The organism is Deferrisoma sp. (genome assembly GCF_054681715.1).
In genome coordinates this window covers 1-18,255 of record NZ_BAAHFQ010000061.1, presented here as the reverse complement: position 1 = coordinate 18,255, position 18,255 = coordinate 1, and the positions used below count along the sequence as shown (strand labels likewise).

At 69.5% G+C, this 18,255-nt stretch carries 18 protein-coding genes; 7 read left to right on the top strand and 11 right to left on the bottom strand.

Features of this window, described 5'->3' with window-relative positions:
- The 4 genes from ACY0I8_RS10160 to ACY0I8_RS10145 form a co-directional block, all read left to right on the top strand.
- Positions 1 to 411: hypothetical protein (locus ACY0I8_RS10160; RefSeq protein WP_461394659.1), on the top strand; the 411-nt coding region annotated here is incomplete at its 5' end.
- Between the two features lie 9 nt (positions 412 to 420).
- The gene (locus ACY0I8_RS10155) at positions 421 to 1,488 is read left to right on the top strand and encodes a DUF444 family protein (protein ID WP_461394658.1); all 1,068 of its coding nucleotides are present in this window, start codon (positions 421 to 423) and stop codon (positions 1,486 to 1,488) included.
- The gene (locus tag ACY0I8_RS10150) at positions 1,481 to 3,094 is read left to right on the top strand and encodes a SpoVR family protein (protein WP_461394657.1); all 1,614 of its coding nucleotides are present in this window, start codon (positions 1,481 to 1,483) and stop codon (positions 3,092 to 3,094) included. Before ACY0I8_RS10155 ends, ACY0I8_RS10150 begins: the two co-directional genes overlap by 8 nt.
- A gap of 169 nt (positions 3,095 to 3,263) precedes the next feature.
- Positions 3,264 to 5,756: a hypothetical protein gene (locus ACY0I8_RS10145; protein ID WP_461394656.1), complete on the top strand. Its 2,493-nt coding sequence runs from the start codon at positions 3,264 to 3,266 to the stop codon at positions 5,754 to 5,756.
- A 372-nt stretch (positions 5,757 to 6,128) separates the two neighbouring features.
- Here ACY0I8_RS10145 and ACY0I8_RS10140 read toward each other — a convergent pair whose 3' ends face one another.
- The 7 genes from ACY0I8_RS10140 to ACY0I8_RS10110 form a co-directional block, all read right to left on the bottom strand.
- Positions 6,129 to 6,500 (bottom strand): PilZ domain-containing protein, encoded by a 372-nt coding sequence (locus tag ACY0I8_RS10140; protein WP_461394655.1) that lies wholly within the window; start codon positions 6,498 to 6,500, stop codon positions 6,129 to 6,131.
- A gap of 396 nt (positions 6,501 to 6,896) precedes the next feature.
- Positions 6,897 to 7,940, bottom strand: coding sequence for a cyclic dehypoxanthinyl futalosine synthase (mqnC, locus tag ACY0I8_RS10135; RefSeq protein WP_461394654.1), 1,044 nt, complete (start codon positions 7,938 to 7,940; stop codon positions 6,897 to 6,899).
- Positions 7,937 to 9,055, bottom strand: coding sequence for an aminofutalosine synthase MqnE (gene mqnE / locus ACY0I8_RS10130; RefSeq protein ID WP_461394653.1), 1,119 nt, complete (start codon positions 9,053 to 9,055; stop codon positions 7,937 to 7,939). Before mqnE ends, mqnC begins: the two co-directional genes overlap by 4 nt.
- Positions 9,052 to 9,918, bottom strand: a complete 867-nt coding sequence (locus tag ACY0I8_RS10125; protein ID WP_461394652.1) for a UbiA-like polyprenyltransferase — start codon at positions 9,916 to 9,918, stop codon at positions 9,052 to 9,054. The genes mqnE and ACY0I8_RS10125 overlap by 4 nt, the downstream gene beginning before the upstream one ends.
- Positions 9,919 to 10,220: 302 nt before the next feature.
- Complete coding sequence (locus ACY0I8_RS10120) at positions 10,221 to 10,646, bottom strand: GNAT family N-acetyltransferase (protein ID WP_461394651.1); 426 nt, start codon at positions 10,644 to 10,646, stop codon at positions 10,221 to 10,223.
- A 23-nt stretch (positions 10,647 to 10,669) separates the two neighbouring features.
- Positions 10,670 to 11,434, bottom strand: coding sequence for a YdcF family protein (locus ACY0I8_RS10115; RefSeq protein ID WP_461394650.1), 765 nt, complete (start codon positions 11,432 to 11,434; stop codon positions 10,670 to 10,672).
- A gap of 74 nt (positions 11,435 to 11,508) precedes the next feature.
- Positions 11,509 to 11,943 (bottom strand): PPC domain-containing DNA-binding protein, encoded by a 435-nt coding sequence (locus tag ACY0I8_RS10110; protein WP_461394649.1) that lies wholly within the window; start codon positions 11,941 to 11,943, stop codon positions 11,509 to 11,511.
- A gap of 142 nt (positions 11,944 to 12,085) precedes the next feature.
- On the opposite strand from ACY0I8_RS10110, the gene ACY0I8_RS10105 reads away from it, so the two are divergent.
- Complete coding sequence (locus ACY0I8_RS10105) at positions 12,086 to 12,670, top strand: PilZ domain-containing protein (RefSeq protein ID WP_461394648.1); 585 nt, start codon at positions 12,086 to 12,088, stop codon at positions 12,668 to 12,670.
- Here ACY0I8_RS10105 and ACY0I8_RS10100 read toward each other — a convergent pair.
- Positions 12,613 to 12,747, bottom strand: coding sequence for a rhodanese-like domain-containing protein (locus ACY0I8_RS10100; protein ID WP_461394647.1), 135 nt, complete (start codon positions 12,745 to 12,747; stop codon positions 12,613 to 12,615). The two genes, ACY0I8_RS10105 and ACY0I8_RS10100, sit on opposite strands and share 58 nt — an antisense overlap.
- Positions 12,748 to 12,774: 27 nt before the next feature.
- Positions 12,775 to 13,095: a rhodanese-like domain-containing protein gene (locus tag ACY0I8_RS10095; protein ID WP_461394646.1), complete on the bottom strand. Its 321-nt coding sequence runs from the start codon at positions 13,093 to 13,095 to the stop codon at positions 12,775 to 12,777.
- A 347-nt stretch (positions 13,096 to 13,442) separates the two neighbouring features.
- On the opposite strand from ACY0I8_RS10095, the gene ilvA reads away from it, so the two are divergent.
- Positions 13,443 to 14,663, top strand: coding sequence for a threonine ammonia-lyase (gene ilvA / locus ACY0I8_RS10090; protein WP_461394645.1), 1,221 nt, complete (start codon positions 13,443 to 13,445; stop codon positions 14,661 to 14,663).
- Between the two features lie 117 nt (positions 14,664 to 14,780).
- Positions 14,781 to 15,266 (top strand): cytochrome P460 family protein, encoded by a 486-nt coding sequence (locus ACY0I8_RS10085; protein ID WP_461394644.1) that lies wholly within the window; start codon positions 14,781 to 14,783, stop codon positions 15,264 to 15,266.
- Positions 15,267 to 15,337: 71 nt separating this feature from the next.
- Here the strand turns inward: ACY0I8_RS10085 and ACY0I8_RS10080 are convergent, their stop codons facing one another.
- Together ACY0I8_RS10080 and ACY0I8_RS10075 are read right to left on the bottom strand one after the other, a co-directional pair.
- A complete protein-coding gene (locus ACY0I8_RS10080) occupies positions 15,338 to 15,742 on the bottom strand; it encodes a bacteriohemerythrin (protein WP_461394643.1) in 405 nt (134 codons plus the stop codon).
- 289 nt (positions 15,743 to 16,031) lie between these two features.
- Complete coding sequence (locus ACY0I8_RS10075; RefSeq protein WP_461394642.1) at positions 16,032 to 17,864, bottom strand: methyl-accepting chemotaxis protein; 1,833 nt, start codon at positions 17,862 to 17,864, stop codon at positions 16,032 to 16,034.
- Positions 17,865 to 18,255 lie beyond the last annotated feature (391 nt).

The following is an 18,255-nucleotide window of genomic DNA, read 5'->3' as shown; positions in this document are numbered from 1 at the left end:
TACGTGCACAACACCACGGTGAAGCACGAGGTGACCCAGGCCGACGTGCAGCCCGACGAGAAGTTCATGCAGGCCATCGAGCAGTACCTGGGCATCCCCGACAAGGAGGTGTTCCGCAAGGAACTCTCCGACGCCATCGCCAGCGTGGGGTACCAGGTGCTCCTGGCCGACGAGCCCTCGTACCAGAGCGCGATCCGGCGCTACGTGTTCGAAAACGAGTTCAAGGCCACCGAGAACGTGAAGCTCCTCGGGTGGATCAAGAGCGGCTCGAGCGCGGCCGGGGTGCACTCGAAGGAGCAGGAGGAGCTGGACGCCACGGTGCGCTACCTGATGGACCACCTGGGCTACTGCGGCAAATGCGCCTACCAGGCGCTCACCATCACGGCGAACGCCTCGAGCATCGCGGAGTGACGCGCCCCCATGGCCGAAGACGTCATCGAATCCAACGAGTCCGAGGGGCTCTTCAACGACTTCATCGAGAACGAGCTCGAGGACCTGGTGGAGCACATCGTGAACGAGGGCGACCTCGACCGGTTGGGCGACGCCGGCTCGGACATCGTGATCGAGATGGACGACATCGTGCCCCCCACCTTCGTGTACGACGACGCGGGGGCCGGGGCCGGGGGGCGGGGCCGGGGCCCGGGGCGGGAGAAGGACCGGCTGCGGTTCAGCATGCCCTACGAGCGGTTCATGGAACTCGTGGCCCGGCGGCTGGGCCTTCCCAACCTCACCAAGACGGGCCAGGGCCGGATCAAGGAACTCTCGTACACCTTTCGGACCTTCGGGCCGGTGGGGGTGGTGCTCGACAAGCGCCGCACATTCCGCCGGGCCCTTCGCTCCAGCATCGGGCTCGGGGTGTACGACCCCGACGAGGGCCGGTACGAGGTCCAGTTCCGGCGGCGCGACCGGCGCTACAAGGTGCCCCAGCGGGTCGAGCGGCCCCGGTTCAAGGCCGTGGTGTTCTACATGGGCGACATCTCCTACTCCACCTGGGGCGAGCGGCTCGAGATGGAAAAGCGGCTCGTGGGGTTCATCCACCACTGGCTCGACTACAACTACGGCGCCGGCAACGTGGACCACCGGTTCTTCGTCCACGACGTCGAGGCCTACGAGGTGGAGCCCGAGGCGTTCTACCGGGTGAGCACGGCCGGCGGCACCAAGGCCGCGCCCGTGTTCGAGCTGGTGGGCCAGGTGGCCGTGAACGAGTACGACGTGGGCTCCACCAACTTCTACGCCTTCTACTTCGGCGACGGGGAACTCTTCGAGGACGACGCCTCCCACATCGTGGCCGTGCTGGGCGAGGTGCTAAAGCCCCTGTGCAACCGGATCGGGCTCGTCGAGGTGAAGCCGAGCCGGTTTAGCTACCTCAATCGCGAGGTGGAAAAGGCCTTCCCGGCCGACCCGATCGTGCGGCTGGCCCAGATCAAGGACAAGAAGGAAACCGTGGCCACGATCCAGACCCTTTTCGGGGAGGAGCGCCGTGCGTAGCGTGCGCACCGACCCCCTGCTCTCCCGGCTCGTGGACCGGGTGATGGAGATCGCCCGGGACATGGGCCGCACCGTGCCGGAGATCCGGTTCTTCCTCCTGGACGGCCTGGAGTTCGCGGCGCTTCTCGAAAAGAACGTGTACCCCGCGAGCCCCTTGAACCTCTGGGAGGGCAAGCGGATGGTGCACCGCCGCCACCGCATCGAGACCGGCCAGGAAACCACCCTGTACTACGAGGTGGTCCAGCCCGGCGACCCGGCCTACGCGTACCTCAACAGCGCCAACTCCCCGGTGATCCAGGCCTCGGTCATGGCCCACGTGGTGGGCCACTGCGAGTTCTCGCTCCTGAACGTGCTGCGCGACGCCGAACCCGACCGCACCGAGCGGGTGCTCCACCTGGTGCGCAAGGTGGAACTCGCCCGCCAGCAGATGGGCCACAAGGACTACGTGGAGTTCTGGAACGCCTGCGAGTCGGCCACGAGCCTCGCGGCCCCCAAGTCCCAGTACAACCTGGAGAACACAGTGGAGTCCGAAGCGCACCCCTCGGCCCGGGTGCGCCGGGAGGACGCCGCGCCCAAGCCCCGGCCGATCCTCCCCGTGTTCTCGACCCTGACCGAACTCCTCCAGCCCGCCGAGGAGGCCCCGTTCGAGCGGGAGGTGCGGGAGAAGCGGCGCCAGCAGGCGCTGGGCCGGCGGGGGTACGTGCTCCGGGCCCCGTGCCAGGACGTGCTGGGGTTCCTGCGGCTCTACGCCCCCCTGAGCCCGGCCGAGCGGCGGGTGCTCGACTATCTCTATCTCACCCGGGCGCCCCAGGAGTTCGTGATCCGCACCCAGATCATGAACGAGGGCTGGGCCATGTACTGGGAGAAGAAGATCATGATGGAACTCTTCCGGGAGCGGGTGATCCCGGGGGTGATCGAGTACGCCAAGGTGTTCTCGGGGGTGTGCGCGCCCCGGCCCTACTTCCAGCGAAACCCCTACCACCTGGGCTACAACCTCTGGTGCCGCATCGAGGACGACCTGCGGGCCGGGCGGCTCACCCTGGAGTACCAAGAGGAGAAGGACCTCCTCAAGCGCGAAACCTGGCGGCGGGAGACCGGGGTGGACCCCATCGAGGCCATGGGCCGGATCGTGCGCACCACCACCGACGCCGAGTTCCTGCGGCGCTACCTCACGAAGGAGGCGGTGGAGGAACTCCACCTCAACCGGCTGCCCCGTCCCCTGGCCGAGCGGATGGGCATCCGGCCGGCCGACGCCTACCGGGCCGACGAGCGGTGGGTGTGGCTCGACCCGGAGGAGGTCCGAAAGGAGATGCTCCGGTTCTACGTGCACTTCTACCGGCCCCGGATCTACGTGGTGGACACCGAGTTCCGGGACGGCGGGCTCCTGCTCTACCACCGGGACGACGGCCGGGCGCTCCGACAGGACTGGATCCGGCCGACGCTCCGGAACCTGAACCGGATCTGGAAGGGCCCGGTGGCCCTCATGACCCGGTCGTCACTGCACACCTACGCCGGGGGCCGGTACGCCCAGGAAGAGGTGGAGCCGGTAGAGTTCGACGAGGTCCGCCACCGGATGCTCCGGGGCGAAAAGGCGCTCGCCGCGTGACCGCGGCAAGGTAGGGGGGTTGAACCACGGAGGACACGGAGAGCACGGAGAAGGGGGAGGACGCATTGGGGAAGACAAACCACCACGTTAGAATCACGAGGGTTTTGGGCCGCCCAGCCGCCTCGCCGTCTAGCCGTCTAGCTTTCCAGCCGTCCCCATGAGGCCCGTCATGCACCACGAAGAGTTCCGCAGCCTGCTCGGGAGGTTTCGCAAACGAAGCCTCCGGTTTTCCGAGTTCGTGGACTACCTCGTCGAGAAGCCCGACGAGGCCCTGCGCACGAGCTCCACCTTGATCTGGGAGGCCATCGAGCACTTCGGGTTCCGGATCGTCGTGCGAAGCGGCGAACCCACCCTGAGCTACGAGATCTTCAAGGACCCCTTCTCCGGCGGCACCAACGCCGTGTTCGGCCAGGAGTTCTGCATCAAGCACGTGGTGGACGTGATCGAGGCCATGGGCAAGGAGTCGGGGCCCAACCGGGGCATCGTGCTCGTGGGGCCGCCCGCCTCGGGCAAGACGAACATCGTGGACCTGATCAGCCTGGCCCTGGAGGAGTACACCAAGGAGCACCACACCTCGATCTTCACCTTCTTCTTCCGATTCGAGGGCCGAAACGGCCGCGTGGTGGAACTCAGGCCCCAGTTCCTGCACAACCCGGTGCTCCTGTTTCCCACGAGCCTCCAGGAGGACTCCACCATCCGCCACCCCCGCCAGGAACTCTTCGAACTCATCAACGCCCGGCGGGGCAAGCACGAAAAGATCATCGTGCCCACCTACTTCCAGCACGCGAATCTCGACAAGCGAAGCCTCGACATCCTGGAGTCGCTGCTCTTGCACCCCCGGAACATCGGGAAGACCCTGTTCGACGTGATCGAGGAGTACGTGCGGGTGGAGGAGGTGGAGTTCTCCAACGCCCAGGCCAAGGGCATCGCCAACATCGACGACATGCGCGAACTCCGGATCACGGTGCACCCGGTGGAACTCGGCGGGGACGACCGGGCCGTGCTGGCCGAGCACCTGCCCGGCACCCGGCTCCGGGAGTACCAGGGGGCCCTGGTGGCCGCGAACCGGGGTCTGCTGCACATCCACGACGCCTTCGGCGGCATCGGGCCCGACGGCCCCTCCGAGCGCGACTACAAGCCGCTGCTGATGCTCCTCGGGAGCGGCCGGGCCTCGGTGGAGGCCACCCAGACGGCCGTGGACACGACCGTGATCCTCACCACCAACCTGGAGGAGATGGCCCAGCTCGAGCGCCAGCTCACCTCGTCCAAGCTCCTCGATCGCATCGAGAAGATCCCGGTGAACTACCTCCTGGACGCCCAGTCCGAGACGGAGATCCTGCGGCGGGACCTCGCGAACATGCGCCAAAAGTACGACGTGGACCCGAACCTCCTGCGGGTCGCCGCCTACTTCGCCGTGCTCACCCGGCTCCTGCCGCCCCTAAAGCCCCCGGCCGAATGGGACGAGGACAAGAAGAAGCTCTTTTGCTCCATCACCCCCGAGCAAAAGCTCTTCATCTACGCCAGCCGGTCCGAGGACCCCATCGCCACGATCCGCAAGCTCCCCCACTGGCACCCGTTCCGGAGCGAGATGATCAAGAGAAGCATCAACATCCACGACGACGAGGCCCTGGGCCGGCTCATCGCCCCCGATCCCGGCCGGGTGAGCCTGGAGCAGAGCGGGGTGTTCTCGGCCGAGGAACTCAAGCTCGTGGACGACGCCTTCATGCGGGCCCTGATCCAGGAGCACTACCCCAACGAGGGCCGCCACGGCATCTCGGTGCGCCAGCTCCAGAACATCATGCGCGACACCATCGCCAACTCCGACGGCCTGCGGGTGCACGCGGGCACGTTCTTCGCCCAACTGCGCCGGATCTTCGAGGGCGGGGCCGAACTCCACCACTGGCTCGCCATCGACCCCGCGTACCGCAAGGGCCGAAAGCCCATCCCGCCGCGGGTGGTGGGGTTCGTGAACTTCGGGGAGGGGGAGGCCGAGTACGGGGACTTCGAGGGGCTCGCCCGGGTGGCCCAGGCCCTCTACTGGGACATCATCCGCCGGGAGATCACCGTGGCCACCGTGAACCGCGACCCCGACGAGATCGCCCTGGACCTGCGGCGCTACCTCCAGCACGCCCTTCTGGCCAAGGCCCACGCCAACCGGGCCTTCGCCCACATCATGGTGCCCAAGTACACCTACGTGGACCCCCAGTCCGGGGAGAAGGTGGACAAGCCCGACGAGGCGTTCCTGGAGTCGATCGAGGCGATCCTCGCCCCGGGCCGAAGCGGCATCGCGTTCCGAAACGAAATCGCCCAGCGGTTCCTCGACCTCCAGGCCTCGGGGGAACTCACCCTGGAGCCGGGCAAATCGGTGGTCACCTCCCGGCGGGACAACGTGCTCACCGCCTTCGCCGCCGAGTACGAGCGGCTCCTGGGCCACCGCCGGGCCGCCGGGGAGGTGGACGCCCAGAAGCTCGTGGAGGCGTTCTTCAAGAAAAAGCGCGAACCCGAGGCCTACGCTGCCCTGGACCCCCGCGTCACCGAGTTCGCGGAGAACGTGCTGCGCAACATGTCCCGCCGGTTCGGCTACTCCAAACAGTCGGCCCTCGACACCGTGCTCTACGCCGTGCGAAAGGGCGTGGTGGACTTCCGGGACATCATCACCTGAAGGGGGCGGGGGGTGTACCGGTAAGCATGTCGGCTCATCGTGCGGTTCCTCCTTGTCAACGGGCTGAAGCCGGCCGCTTTCGGCTGGGCGGCTGGGCGGCTGAAAACCTCGCGGGCGCGGGCGATGCCGCTCGCCCCCAACCCTGTGGGAACAGCCTCCGAGCCGCGACAGCTCGTTCGGCGGGCCTTCGGCCCGGATCGCGCCTTGGAAGGCGCTCCCACTGTCGGGGGTCAGAATTCAGAGGACAGGGATCAGGGGAAACCCCTGTCTTTTGTCTTCTGTCCTCTGGTTCCTGGCACCCGGACCGGTACGAAACCGCCCCGGCCTCCTTGGGGGGACCGGGGCGGGCGGGTCACGGGGGGAACGACGGGGTCAGTTCTGGGTGCCGGCCAGGAACTCCTCGATCACCCGGGCGCCCTGGGCGTCGAGGTTCAGGAAGTAGATGGCCAGGCGGTACTCGCGCATGCCGGGGGTTTCGCGTTCGGGGTCCACCCGCACCACGACCCCGTCGCACTCCAGGGTCTCGTGGCGGCCGTCGCCCATGGGGAGGTCCAGGGCCACCCGGAGCTTGGAAAAGAGATTCACGTGCCGCGGCACGCGGCAGTAGAGGCCCCGGGTCGAGATGTTGATCGACTCGGCCTTGACCCCCTCGCCGTCCTCCGACACCCGTAGCGGAAACGTCGCCTCCACCCGCGGGTCCCGGCGACGCTCCCTCCCCTCTCCCGGGTATTTGCCTTGGCCCATGGCCGTCTCCTTACAGGCTGGAAAGCTAGAAAACTGGAAGTCCCTAGGGCCCCTTCGGGGCCCCGCTGCGCAGGACTGTAACGTCCGAGTCAGGGTTTAGGGTGGGAGCGGCGTCCGTGCCGGGAGTCGGTGGACAGACGACAGAGGACAGGGGTTTCTCTGACTTCTGACTCCTGAATTCCGGCCCCTGATACGGCAGCCGCTCCCACGGGGTAGCCGACGCGATGGCGCCGGGACCCCGAATGTTCTTAGCCGCCTAGCTGCCGAGCAGCCCAGCCGCCTAGCCGAAGTTACTTGGAAAGCTCTTAGGCCGGGACGCCGAAAACCGGCTTTCCCGCGCCTTTTGCATCTTAGAACAGAGAGGCCGCCGGCGCAACGCCGGGGCGCCCCATCCGCCTAGAACTCCCGAAGAATCTCGTAGGTGGTGGTGCGCTGGGCCGGCACGAACCCGGCGTCGCGGATGAGCTCCACCAGGCGGTCCCGGTCGAGCCGGAACCGCACCCCGGTGGCCGCCACCACGTTCTCCTCCAACATGGTGCCCCCCATGTCGTTGGCCCCGAACCTGAGGGCCACCTGGGCGATCTTGTCGCCCTGGGTCACCCAGGAGGCCTGGAGGTTGGGCACGTTGTCGAGGACGATCCGCGAGAGCGCGAGCATCCGGAGGTACCGCACGGCCCCGGTCTTGCGGATGCCCTCGGCCCGGCCGAGCTCGGTGCGGTCGGGCTGGAAGGTCCAGGGGATGAAGGCCGTGAACCCGCCGGTGCGATCCTGGAGGTCCCGGATCCGCAGGAGGTGGTCCACCAGGTCCTCGTCGGTCTCGGTGGCCCCGAACATCAGGGTGGCCGTGGTGGGCATGCCCTGGCGGTGGGCCTCCTCCATCACGGCCATCCACTGACGCCACCCGATCTTGTTGGGGCTGATCTCCCTCCGCACCCGGTCCACCAGCACCTCGGCCCCGCCCCCGGGCACCGAGTCGAGCCCCGCCCCCCGCAACCGCCGGAGGGTCTCGGCGAGGTCGAGCCCCGCGATCCGGGCCAGGTGGGTGATCTCGGCCGGGGAGAGGCTGTGGTTCTGGACCTGGGGAAACCGCTTCTTGATCTTCCGGAAGAGGTCCTCGAACCACTCCAGGGGGAGGTCGGGGTGGAGCCCCCCCTGCATGAGCACCTGGGTTCCCCCGTGGGCCACGAGTTCCTCGATCTTGGCCAGGACCTCGTCGTGGGTGAGCACGTACCCCTCGGGGTCCCCGGGCTTCCGGTAGAAGGCGCAGAACCGGCACTGGCAGGTGCACACGTTGGTGAAGTTGATGTTGCGGTCCACCACGAAGGTGACCCGGCCCTCGGGGTGGAGCCTCCGGCGCACCTCGTCGGCCCGGCGGCCGAGTTCCAGGAGCGGCGCCTCCCGGAAGAGATCCAGGGCCTCGGCCCGTCCCACCCGGCTCATGCCGCCGCCTCCGCGGCCACGCGCCATGCGGCGCCTTCCCGCACCACCGGCCGGTACAGGGTGTCGCGCTCCACCGGCACCCGGCCCGCCTCCTCGATCAGGGCCACGAGCTCGTCCCGGGTGAGCGCGCCCCGGCTTGTGGCCCCGGCCTCGTGGGCGATCCTCTCCTCCACCACGGTGCCATCGAGGTCGTTCACCCCGAAGTGGAGCGAAAGCTGGGCCACCTTCTCCCCCAGCATGACCCAGTACGCCTTGATGTGCCGGAAGTTGTCGAGGTAGAGCCGGGCCGCGGCCAGGGTTCGGAGATCGTCGAACCCGGTGGTGCCCCGGCCCTTCGCGAGATCGGAGTGGAGCGGCTGGAACGCAAGCGGGATGAACGCCTGGAACCCGCCGGTGCGGTCCTGGAGGTCCCGCAGGAGCCGCAGGTGCTCCACCCGGTCCTCGGGGCGCTCCACGTGGCCGTAGAGCATGGTGGCGTTGGAGCGAAGGCCCAGGCCGTGGGCGATCTCCATGATCTCGAGCCACCGGGCCCCGGGGATCTTCTCGGGGCAGATCCGGCTGCGGATCGGCTCGGGCAGGAGCTCGGCGCCGCCGCCGGGAAGGCTCCCGAGGCCCGCCTCTTTGAGTTCACGCAGCACGGTCTCGACCGAGCCCCCGCCCATCCGGGCGAAGTGGTCGATCTCCACGGCCGTAAACCCCTTGATGTGGAGCCGGGGATGGCGGCGGTGGATCTCGGCCACGAGGTCCCGGTACCAGCCGAAGGGCAACTCCGGGTGGAGCCCGCCCACGATGTGCACCTCGGTCGCACCGGCCCGGTCGGCCTCGGCGGCCCGGCCCAGCACCTCGTCGGCCGAGAGGGTGTAGGCGCCGGGCTGTTCCGGGCTTCGGCTGAAGGCGCAGAACCGGCAGCGGTTCACGCACACGTTCGTGGGATTGATGTGGCGGTTCACGTTGAAGAACACCCGCAGGCCGTTTCGGACCCGGTTGGCCCGGTCGGCCAGTTCCCCCACCGTGAGGAGATCGTCGGTGGTCAGAAGGGCCAGGGCGTCGGCCTCGTCGAGCCGCTCGCCGGCCTCGACCTTGGCCCGGACCCGTTCCAGGGCGCCCGCGCTCATCGGGTCACCACGTCGAGGAAGGTGGCCAGGAACACCACCACGCCCACCACCCCGTTCATGGTGAAGAAGGCGGTGTCGAGCCGGGAGAGGTCGTAGGGGGTCACGAGGGCGTGCTCGTAGAGGAGCAGAACGGCCGTCACGACGAGCCCCAGGAGGTACCAGCCGCCGAGGCCAAAGAGCGGCACCTGGAGCGCGAGGAGCGCGAACATGGCCAGGTGGAGCCGGGCCGCGAGCCGGAGGGCCCGGCCCTTGCCCCACCGCTGGGGCACACTGTGGAGCCCCTCGGCCCGGTCGAACTCCAGGTCCTGCAGGGCGTAGAGCACGTCGAACCCCGCGGTCCACAGGAGCACGGCGAGCCCCAGGGGCACGATCCGCCAGCTCCACCGGCCGGTCACGGCGATCCACGCCCCGAGCGGCGCCGCCGCCAGCGCAAGCCCCAGGAGGTAGTGGCACAGCCAGGTGAACCGCTTGGTGTAGGGGTAGAGGAAGATCACCGCGAGCGCCAGGGGCGAGAGCCGAAGGCACAGGGGGTTCAGGAACCAGGCCGCGGCCTCCAGGAGCACCACGCCCCCCGCCACCAGGGCCCAGGCCTCGCCCCGCCCCACGACCCCGGCCGGGATGTGGCGGCCGGCCGTGCGGGGGTTTTTGGCGTCGATGTCGGCGTCGGCCAGCCGGTTCCAGGCCATGGCCGCCGTGCGGGCGCCCACCATGGCGGCCACGATCCCCAGCACGGTGCCGGCCGAGGGCACCCCGCCCGCCGCCAGCACCATGCCGGTGAGCGCGAACGGCAGGGCGAAGATCGTGTGGCTAAACTTGATCATCTCGAGCAGGTCCGAGACCCGCCGTAGTGCGTGGGTGGTCATGGCTCGCTTCACTCGCGCGGCTGGGCGGCTTGTAGGCTAGGAAGCTGGGAGGCTGGGAAGCTCAAGTGCCGTGAATCGTGAAGTCGTGAATCGCGAATGGTTTGGCCACTTGGCGCCTCCCGGGACCTTCCGTGGCTGGGGCCCCTCCCCGTTTCCGCGCTCCAAACCCTGGATCGCGGTGCGCGGGCCTTCGGCCCGGATCGCGGCGTGGACGCCGCTCCCACATCGGCACCCGCCCCCCCTTCTCCGTGCTCTCCGTGCCCTCCGTGGTGAAATCCCCCGGGAAGAGGCCGCCGGTTGACTCAGTTGAGGTCCTTCTCCATCTCCACGTGGGGGATGCCGGCCTCCTGGAACACCGGGCCGTGGGCCCGGTAGCCGAGCTTCTCGTAAAACCCCCGGGCCGCGACCTGGGCGTGGAGCCGCAGGGTCTTCATGCCCCGCCGCCGGGCCTCGGCCTCCAGGGCCTCGAGGATCCGTCGGCCCACGCCCCGGCCCCGCCAGGCCCGGAGCACCGCCATGCGGCCCACCCGGCCGTCGGGAAGGAGCCGCCCCGTGCCCACGGGCCGGCCCGCGGCGTCCTCGGCCAGGGCGTGGGCGCAGGCCGGATCGAGGTCGTCCATCTCGATCTCGGGCGGCACCCCCTGCTCGTGCACGAACACCTCGGTGCGCACCCGGGTCGCGGCCTCCTCGGCCTCGGGCCAGCCCACCACGCGGACCGTCAGGGTCAAGGGTTCCTCCTGGGCCATTCCCTTCAGAGTTTCCCCGTGAGCCAGTACACGGCGTAGCCCACGTATTCGTGGATTGCCTCGTCCGAGAGCGACAGCGTCGAGACCCCCGGGATCCACCGGCGCCACCCGCGGCCCGGGGGGGTCACCCGGTAGTCCACCGGGTACGGCACGGGTTCGGCGCCCTCTTTCCGGAAGCAGGCCACGGCCCGGGGCAGGTCCATGGCCGTGGTCACCAGGAAAAACGTCTCCACCCCCCACTGCCGCAGGAGCGGCACGGTGTACCGGGCGTCCTCGGCCGTGGTGCGGCTCTTCGCCTGCACCCGGATGGCGGACTCCGGAACCCCGAGGCGCCGGGCCAACGCGGCCATGTACCCCGCCTCGTTCGTGTCGGGCAGGTCGGGGTCGCCGCTCCCCCCGGAGAACACGAGGAGCCGCACCCGGCCCTCGCGCCAGAGGCGGATCCCCTCCAGGATCCTCTCCGCCCGGTGGTAGAGCTCCACCCGCTCCGGGGTGGAGTGCCGAAGGTCCACGGCCCCCCCGAGCACCACCGCGGCGTCCGCCCGGACGTCGGGCGACGGGGGCGGATAGGCCCGCTCCAGGGGCCCCACGAGCCGCTCGGCCACCGGCGCGGTCCCCAGCGCCCAGAGCCCGAGCCCCCCGAGGGCCAGGAGCACCCGGGCCGCCCGGGGCCGGCGCCGGAAGGCCAGAACCGCCACGAGCCCAAGCCCCAGGGCGGCGCACAGCGGGTCGAGCACGATGGCGGAAACGGTCTTGGCCAGTCGAAACACCCCAGTCCCCTCACCGGCCCCCAAGGACCGTCAGGCCGGCAGGACCCGTGTTCCGGGCCCGAACCTCCAGCCCCCTACCGGGTCGCCCGGGTCCACAGGGGAAGCCGCGTCGGCTCGTGGAAGCCCCGATGGAGCTCTGCGCCCTCCAGGGGCTCGATCGCGAACTCGCAGGCGAACACCCGGGTGCCGGCCGCGAGGTGCCCCCCGAAGGCCCTCCCTTGGGCGTCGCTCAGGGTCAGGTGGGCGTGCACCATGGGCTCGCCGTCTTTGAGCGACACGTTTCCCACGAGGCAGAGGATCTCCAGCGGTTCGTCGAGCTCGTGGTAGCGGTACTCGTACGCCGCCTGGTCGTAGAAGCCGACCACCGCCCGCTCCACCGCTCCCAGGGCCTCGATGCGCCCCAGCCGCACGCCCTCCTCGCGGCACACCCGGGTGAGCCCCTCCAGGAGATCGTCCCCGCGTTCGAGCCGCCCCACGATGGCCTTCCGCCCTTCCACCCGCACCCGCATCCTCCGCCTCCTCTCCCCCCGTTCCCGAAACGGCGGGCATTTTGCCACAGCGACCCGTTGGTTGCACCCCGGCCTTGGGTTTTCGGGTCCTTGTGCCGATAGGAGGGGAAACACCCGATCGGGCCGAAGGAGGAAAGGAACCGTGCTACGACGCGCCGCGCTCGTCCTTCTCGTGGTGGGCTTGGGGGTTGCCGCCTGGCTCAAGGCCACCCGGTTCGCCGACTCCCCGGACGCCGCCCGGTACTTCGCCGGCGTTTTCTTCCTGGGGATCGCCGCGCTTGCGCTCCTGGGCTCCAGCCTGGCCCGGGAGCGCACCCGCCGGAAGCGGGGGTTCGACCTGGAGCGGTACCTGGCCGGAAACCGGCGGGAGACCTACCGGATCCACTACCCGGAGGGGGAGCGGCCCCGGTTCGGGGTCCTGGGCGGCGGGGGGGAGGCCGAACCCCGGTGGTTCGAGGTGCTCGACGCCTCGGAGGAGGGGATCCGGTTCCGGGCCGGGGACGGGTTCTCCCCCGGCGACGAGGTGGAGGGGCGGGTGGAGTTCCCCACGGGCCGTTGGGCCCGGGTCCAGGGCACCGTGGTCCGCGTCGAGGGGGACCAGGTGGGGCTCTCGCTCACCCGCACGATCCCCGGGTCGATCATCGTGGAGGAGACCCGCCGGCTCCGCGATCACCTGCGGCCGGCCCCCTCGTCGGACCAGGACGAGGGCAGCGGCTCCACCGGGTAGCCGGCGCGCTTCCAAGCCAACCACCCCCCGTCCAGGTGGAAGGCGTTGGTGAAACCAAGCTTTTGGAGTTTTTGCACCACCCGGGCGCTTTTGGGCTTCTCGAGTCAGGCGCAGTACACGACCAGGAACTGATCCTTTCGGAACTCGGGCGCCCATTCCTCCACCCGGGTGCAGTCCCGCCACACAGCCCCGGGGATCTGCCCGGAGAGGCGGCCGCGCCGTTCCCTACAGGTCACGTCGATCACGACGAGCCCCTCCTCCCCCAGGCGCGCGGCCAGATCCTCCACCTGCATCGTCGGAACCACGATCCAGGGCCGCTCCTCGCCCACCGCCTCGGAGGAGCGGAAGTCCTCAGCCCACCCGTGCGCCAGGCCTCCCAGCGTGAGCGCCAAAATCCACAACCCCCACCCTGCATACCGCGTCATTTCACACCTCCCTGGATTGCGCGCGAAGTCCGGAAGGCTCGAAGGCTCGACGGCCAAACCCGTTGGGAGCGCAACGTTCGCACCATGGCCCGCACGTTGCGATCCCGCGGGCGGCGCCCCGTCGCCGCGGCCTTGGGGCGCCCGGCGCATCCTTTCTGCCGGGGAACGCGTTCCGAGCGCCCGTCGCGGGGTGACGGGGCGCGCTTTTTCGGTTCCGGTTGTGAAACAATGCACGCATCGTGCCGGGGGTGCGGTTTACCGTCGGCGGCCGAAGGGGTATGCTTCGCGCCCCTTCCGGATGGCGAGAAACACACCGCGCGTCATGCTCCCAGGAGGAAGCCTCACCCATGTTGGATATCGCACGCATCCAGGAAGCCATGGAGATCGTCTCCCGACGGTTTCCCCCCACCCCGCTCCTGCGGTCGGAGCAGCTCAGCCGCCAGACGGGGGCCGAGGTGTTTCTCAAGCTCGAGAACCTCCAGCGCACGGGTTCGTTCAAGGTGCGCGGCGCCGCTCACAAACTCTGGCGGATCCGCGACCAGGTGGGCCCGAACGGCGTGGTGGCCGCTTCGGCCGGAAACCACGCCCAGGGCGTGGCGCTCGCCGCGGCGGAACTGGGCATCCCCTCCACCGTGGTCATGCCCGAGGGCGCTTCGATCTCGAAACAGGTGGCCACCCGGGATTACGGGGCCCGGGTCCTCCTCCACGGGAAAACCGTGGCCGAGGCCCTGGAGAGGGCGTGGGAGCTTGCCCAGGAGGGCTACACGTTCCTCCATCCCTTCGACGACGACGACGTGATCGCGGGCCAGGGCACCGTGGGCCTCGAGATCCTTCGGCAGCTCGAGGCCTTCGACGAGGTGTGGGTTCCGGTGGGCGGTGGGGGGCTCGCGGCCGGCGTGACCCTGGCGGTGAAAGACCGGCTTCCCGGGGCCCGGATCGTGGGGGTCCAGACCCAGGCCTGCCCGGCCGCCCTGGAGGCCCTGCGAACGGGCGAACCCGTGGAGGTTTCGGCCGAGCGCACCCTGGCCGACGGCATCCGGGTGCCCCGGGTCGGGGAGCGGCCGTTCCGGGTGCTCCGGCAGGCCATGGACGAGGTGCTGCTGGTGGAGGAGAGCCGGATCGCCCTGGCCGTGGTGACGCTCCTCGAGCGCAAGAAACTGCTGGCCGAGGGGGCCGGCGCCGTGCCCGTCGCGGCCCTCATGGCCGCCCCGCCCGAACGGGTCGAGGGCCGGCGCATCGTTCTCGTGGTGAGCGGGGGGAACCTGGATCTCAACGTGCTCGACCGCATCCTGGAGCAGGGCCTCATGCGCACGGGGCGGATCCTGCGGTTCCGGGTGGTGCTCGATGACAGCCCCGGCTCCCTGCACGATCTCCTCTCGGTCGTGGCCCGGGAGCAGGGGAACATCCTCCACATCTTCCACGACCGCCTGAGCGTAGACCTGCCCCTGGGCCGCACCCGGGTGGAGGTGGAGGTGGAAACCCGGGGCTTCGACCACATCGGCCGGCTCACCGCCGCCCTGCTCCAGGCCGGCTACCGGATCGAGGCGAGCCCGGCCGCGGCGCCTTGACAGGGGGCCGGACGGGGGCAAAGTGGGACCCGGATGAAAGGTTGGGCCGGCCCGCCCGACCCACCGCCGAGTCCCGAGTCCCGAGTCCCGAGTCCCGTGCCCCCAAAGGAGGTCCCCATGAACCGCACGTTGATCGGCCTGCTCGCGTTGACCCTCGCCGCCTGCGCCGGCCTCGCGGCCCGCCAATCCCAGCCGAAGGACGTTTCGGCGACCGCCCTTTGGGCGAGCCTCAAAGCGGAGAACTACGCCGCCACCTGGAAGATCTGGCCCGGCAAAGGCAAGTTCTACCAGGGCCGGGAACCCCACGGCATGCTGCTCACAACGTACGTGAACGACCTCGCCCTGGGGGCGATCCAGGGGAAGAAGGGAACGATGCCCCCGGGGGCCATCGTGGTGAAGGAGAACTACACGCCCCAGCGCCAACTCGCCGCTGTGACCGTGATGTGGAAGGTGCAAGGGTACAACCCCTCCGCAGGCGACTGGTTCTGGGCTAAGTACGGCCCGAACGGCGCCGTGCAGAAGGCCGGAAAGGTGGCCGGCTGCATCAACTGCCACGGCAAGGCCGCCGGCAACGACTACCTGTTCACCGGTTCCCTCCGGTAAAACGCCCCCGACGGCAACGGGCCGGCCCTCTCCGGGCCGGCCCGTCGGGGATCGCCTCGCGGCCCGGTCCTTCAGACCACGCCCTTCCCCCGCAGGAACGCGCCCATCTCCTGGTCCGTGCCCAGAATATGGCCCCGGAGCCAGTCCATCACCCGGCGCTGCACCTGAATGGTGACGGAGAGCTTCTCCGGGTTCCGATCGTACTCGGCCGCGAGCGCCCCGAAGTCCCTTTTGAACGCCTCGTGGATCGCCTTGTGCTCGGCGTAGCCCGGGTAGCCGTGCCGCTGCATCAGGGCCTCCTCGGCGGCGAAGTGCTCCACGGCGTACTTCCCCAGGAACGCCAGCACGTCACCGATGATCTGGCGGCCCTTGCCTTCCCTCATGGCGTCCAGGGGCTCGTTCACCTGGCGGATGAGCTCTTTGTGCTGGGCGTCCACCTTGGCAACGCCCGTGGCCATCTTGGCTTCCCACTGCATGATGTGGCTCCTTCCAAGCAACTTCGGTCCGCGGTCGTCGGTCCCGTGGTCCAGACGGCCCCGGCCCACCGTGTGGCCGAGGCGGAAGTTATTGTTCTTGCGAACAGGCCGCGCCTCGTGGCCTACGGAGCTTCCAAGTAACTTCCTGCTAGGACGCTGGGAGGCCGGGATGCTAGGACGCTAAAATCCTTTTGGATTCCAGCGTCAGCGGCTGTTTCAACCCGTGGGAGCGGCTTCCACGCCGCGACAACATCCCTTAAGGCCGTCGGCCCGGGGATCCCCTGCGCCGTTACGTGCGGAACCGTTCGGTGAGGCTGCGCAGTTCGTCGGCCTTCCGGGCCACGGTCTCGGCCGTGCGGGCAATCTCGTCGCCGGCCCGGGTGTTCTCCCCCACCCCTTGGGCGATCTGGTCGAGGTTCGTCGCCAGGTTCTCGATGGTGGCCGTGAGCTCCTCGGTGGCCGCCGCGATCTGCTCCACCTGGGCCGCCGCCCCCGACGCCTCGGCCTCCACCTCGGCCATCGCCCCGGCCGCCCCCTGCCCCAGGGCCTTCCCCGCCTCCACCTCCCGCACCCCTTCGCCCATGGCCGCCACGGCCTTCTGGGTCTCCCCCTGGATCCCCGCGATGGTCCGCGCGATCTCCTGGGTGGCCTTCACGGTCTTCTCGGCGAGCTTTCGCACCTCGTCGGCCACCACCGCGAACCCCCGGCCGTGCTCCCCCGCCCGGGCCGCCTCGATCGCCGCGTTCAGGGCCAGCAGGTTCGTCTGGTCCGCGATGTCCTCGATGGTGCGGATCACCACGTCGATCTTTTCGGCCTCGGCCCCCAGGCCCTCCACCACCCGGCCGGCCCCGGCCACCACCTCGGCGATCCGCTCCAGGGCCTCCTCGGTCTCGCCCACCTTCCCGGCGGCCTCCAAGGCCTTCTCCCGGGCCCGGCCCGAGGCCTCGGCCACCCCCGAGGCGTTCCGCGCCACCTCGTGCACCGTGGCTCCCATCTCCTCGCCGCTCGCCGCCAGGGCCTGGGTCTGCTGCGACACCTCCTCGTTGCTCGAGGCGATCTGGGCGGTGGTCGCCGAAAGCTGCTGGCTCGCCGCCGCCATCTCGGCCGCCGAGGCCTTCACCTGGTCCACCGTGTACCGGATCTTGTCGGCGAAGATGTTGAACCAGTTGGCCAACTCGTCGAACTCGTCGCGCTCGGCCGCGCGGAACACCTCACACGTCTCACAGGACGTCACCTTGCCCGAGAGCACCGTCGGGCACTGGATCTTCTCCCTGACGGCCTGCATGGACCCCACATGGCTCCAGCAAGCCTCCCGCTTGCCGAACGAGGCGCACTCCCCGTGGCCGCATTCCATCACCTTCGAACAGTCCACATACTTGAGGGGCAGCCGCTTCGTCAGATCCCCCTCCCCCTCGGCCATGTCCTTTAAGAGCGCCACGAACCGCCGGATCCGCCGGGTCACGAGCCCGGCCTGGAGGAACCACGTGCCAAGCGCGGCCGCCACGAGCCCCGCGAGGCCCGCCACCGCCCCGGTGCGGATGCCGGCCCGCCGGGCCCCGGCCACGAAGGCCACCGTCTCCTCCCGGGCCTTCGCCACGTCGGCCACGCTGAACCGCACGTAGAGCGCTCCCGCCAAGTCGCCGGGCTTCACCCCGTCGTGGCATTCGAGGCACCGCTCCTCGTACCGGTGGGCCCGGATCACCGTGATCTCGTTGCCCTCGGGGATCTCCACGGGCTCGGTGGCGGCCGCGGCCTTTCGGAACGCCCCGGCGTCGAATTCCCGATCCACCGACTCCTCGCGGCTCGCGTAGGCGATCTTGCGCTCGGGGTCGGTGAGCCCCACCTCCACCACGCCCTCCACGGTCCCGAGGTCCGACAGGAGTTCCTCGAACACGCCCATCTCGCCGCGCTCCACCGAGCCCCTGGTCCCCGCCTCCAGGCTCGAGAACACGCTTCGGGCCCGGGCGACGCCGGCGGCCTCCAGGGCCCTGGCGCTCTTTTCGCCCAGCGCCCCCAGGGCCCGGACGGCCCCCGCCGTGCTCACCCACGTGCTCGCCCCGAAGGCGAGCACGAGCACGATCGTCAGAAACCCGCACACCTTGGCCTGGATGCCGATACGCATGGAGCTCCTCCCTGCGGTTCCCGGATGGCGACGAAGAGACGAAACGGCGGCGGAACCGCCCTTCGGTATCGGCCGGTCGCCCCGTCGTCTTGACCTTCGGGACGCGCTTTCCCGCATTTTTTGGGAAAACCAAGACAGGTCGCGGCTGGCCCGTTTCCGAAACCCTGCCCGGGGGGAGCCATCGGCGCGCGTTGACGGGGGCACGGCCCAGGAAGGAACGGGCGACCGAGGAAACCCCACAGAGGGTTTTGCTTCCAAGTAACTTCCTGCTGGGATGCTAGGAGGCTGGGACGCTAGGACGCCAAAATCCTTTGGGATTCTAGCATCGGCTGTTGTCCCAACCTGTGGGAGCGGCTTTCCAGCCGCGACCCTGTCCCTTCGGGCCTTCGGC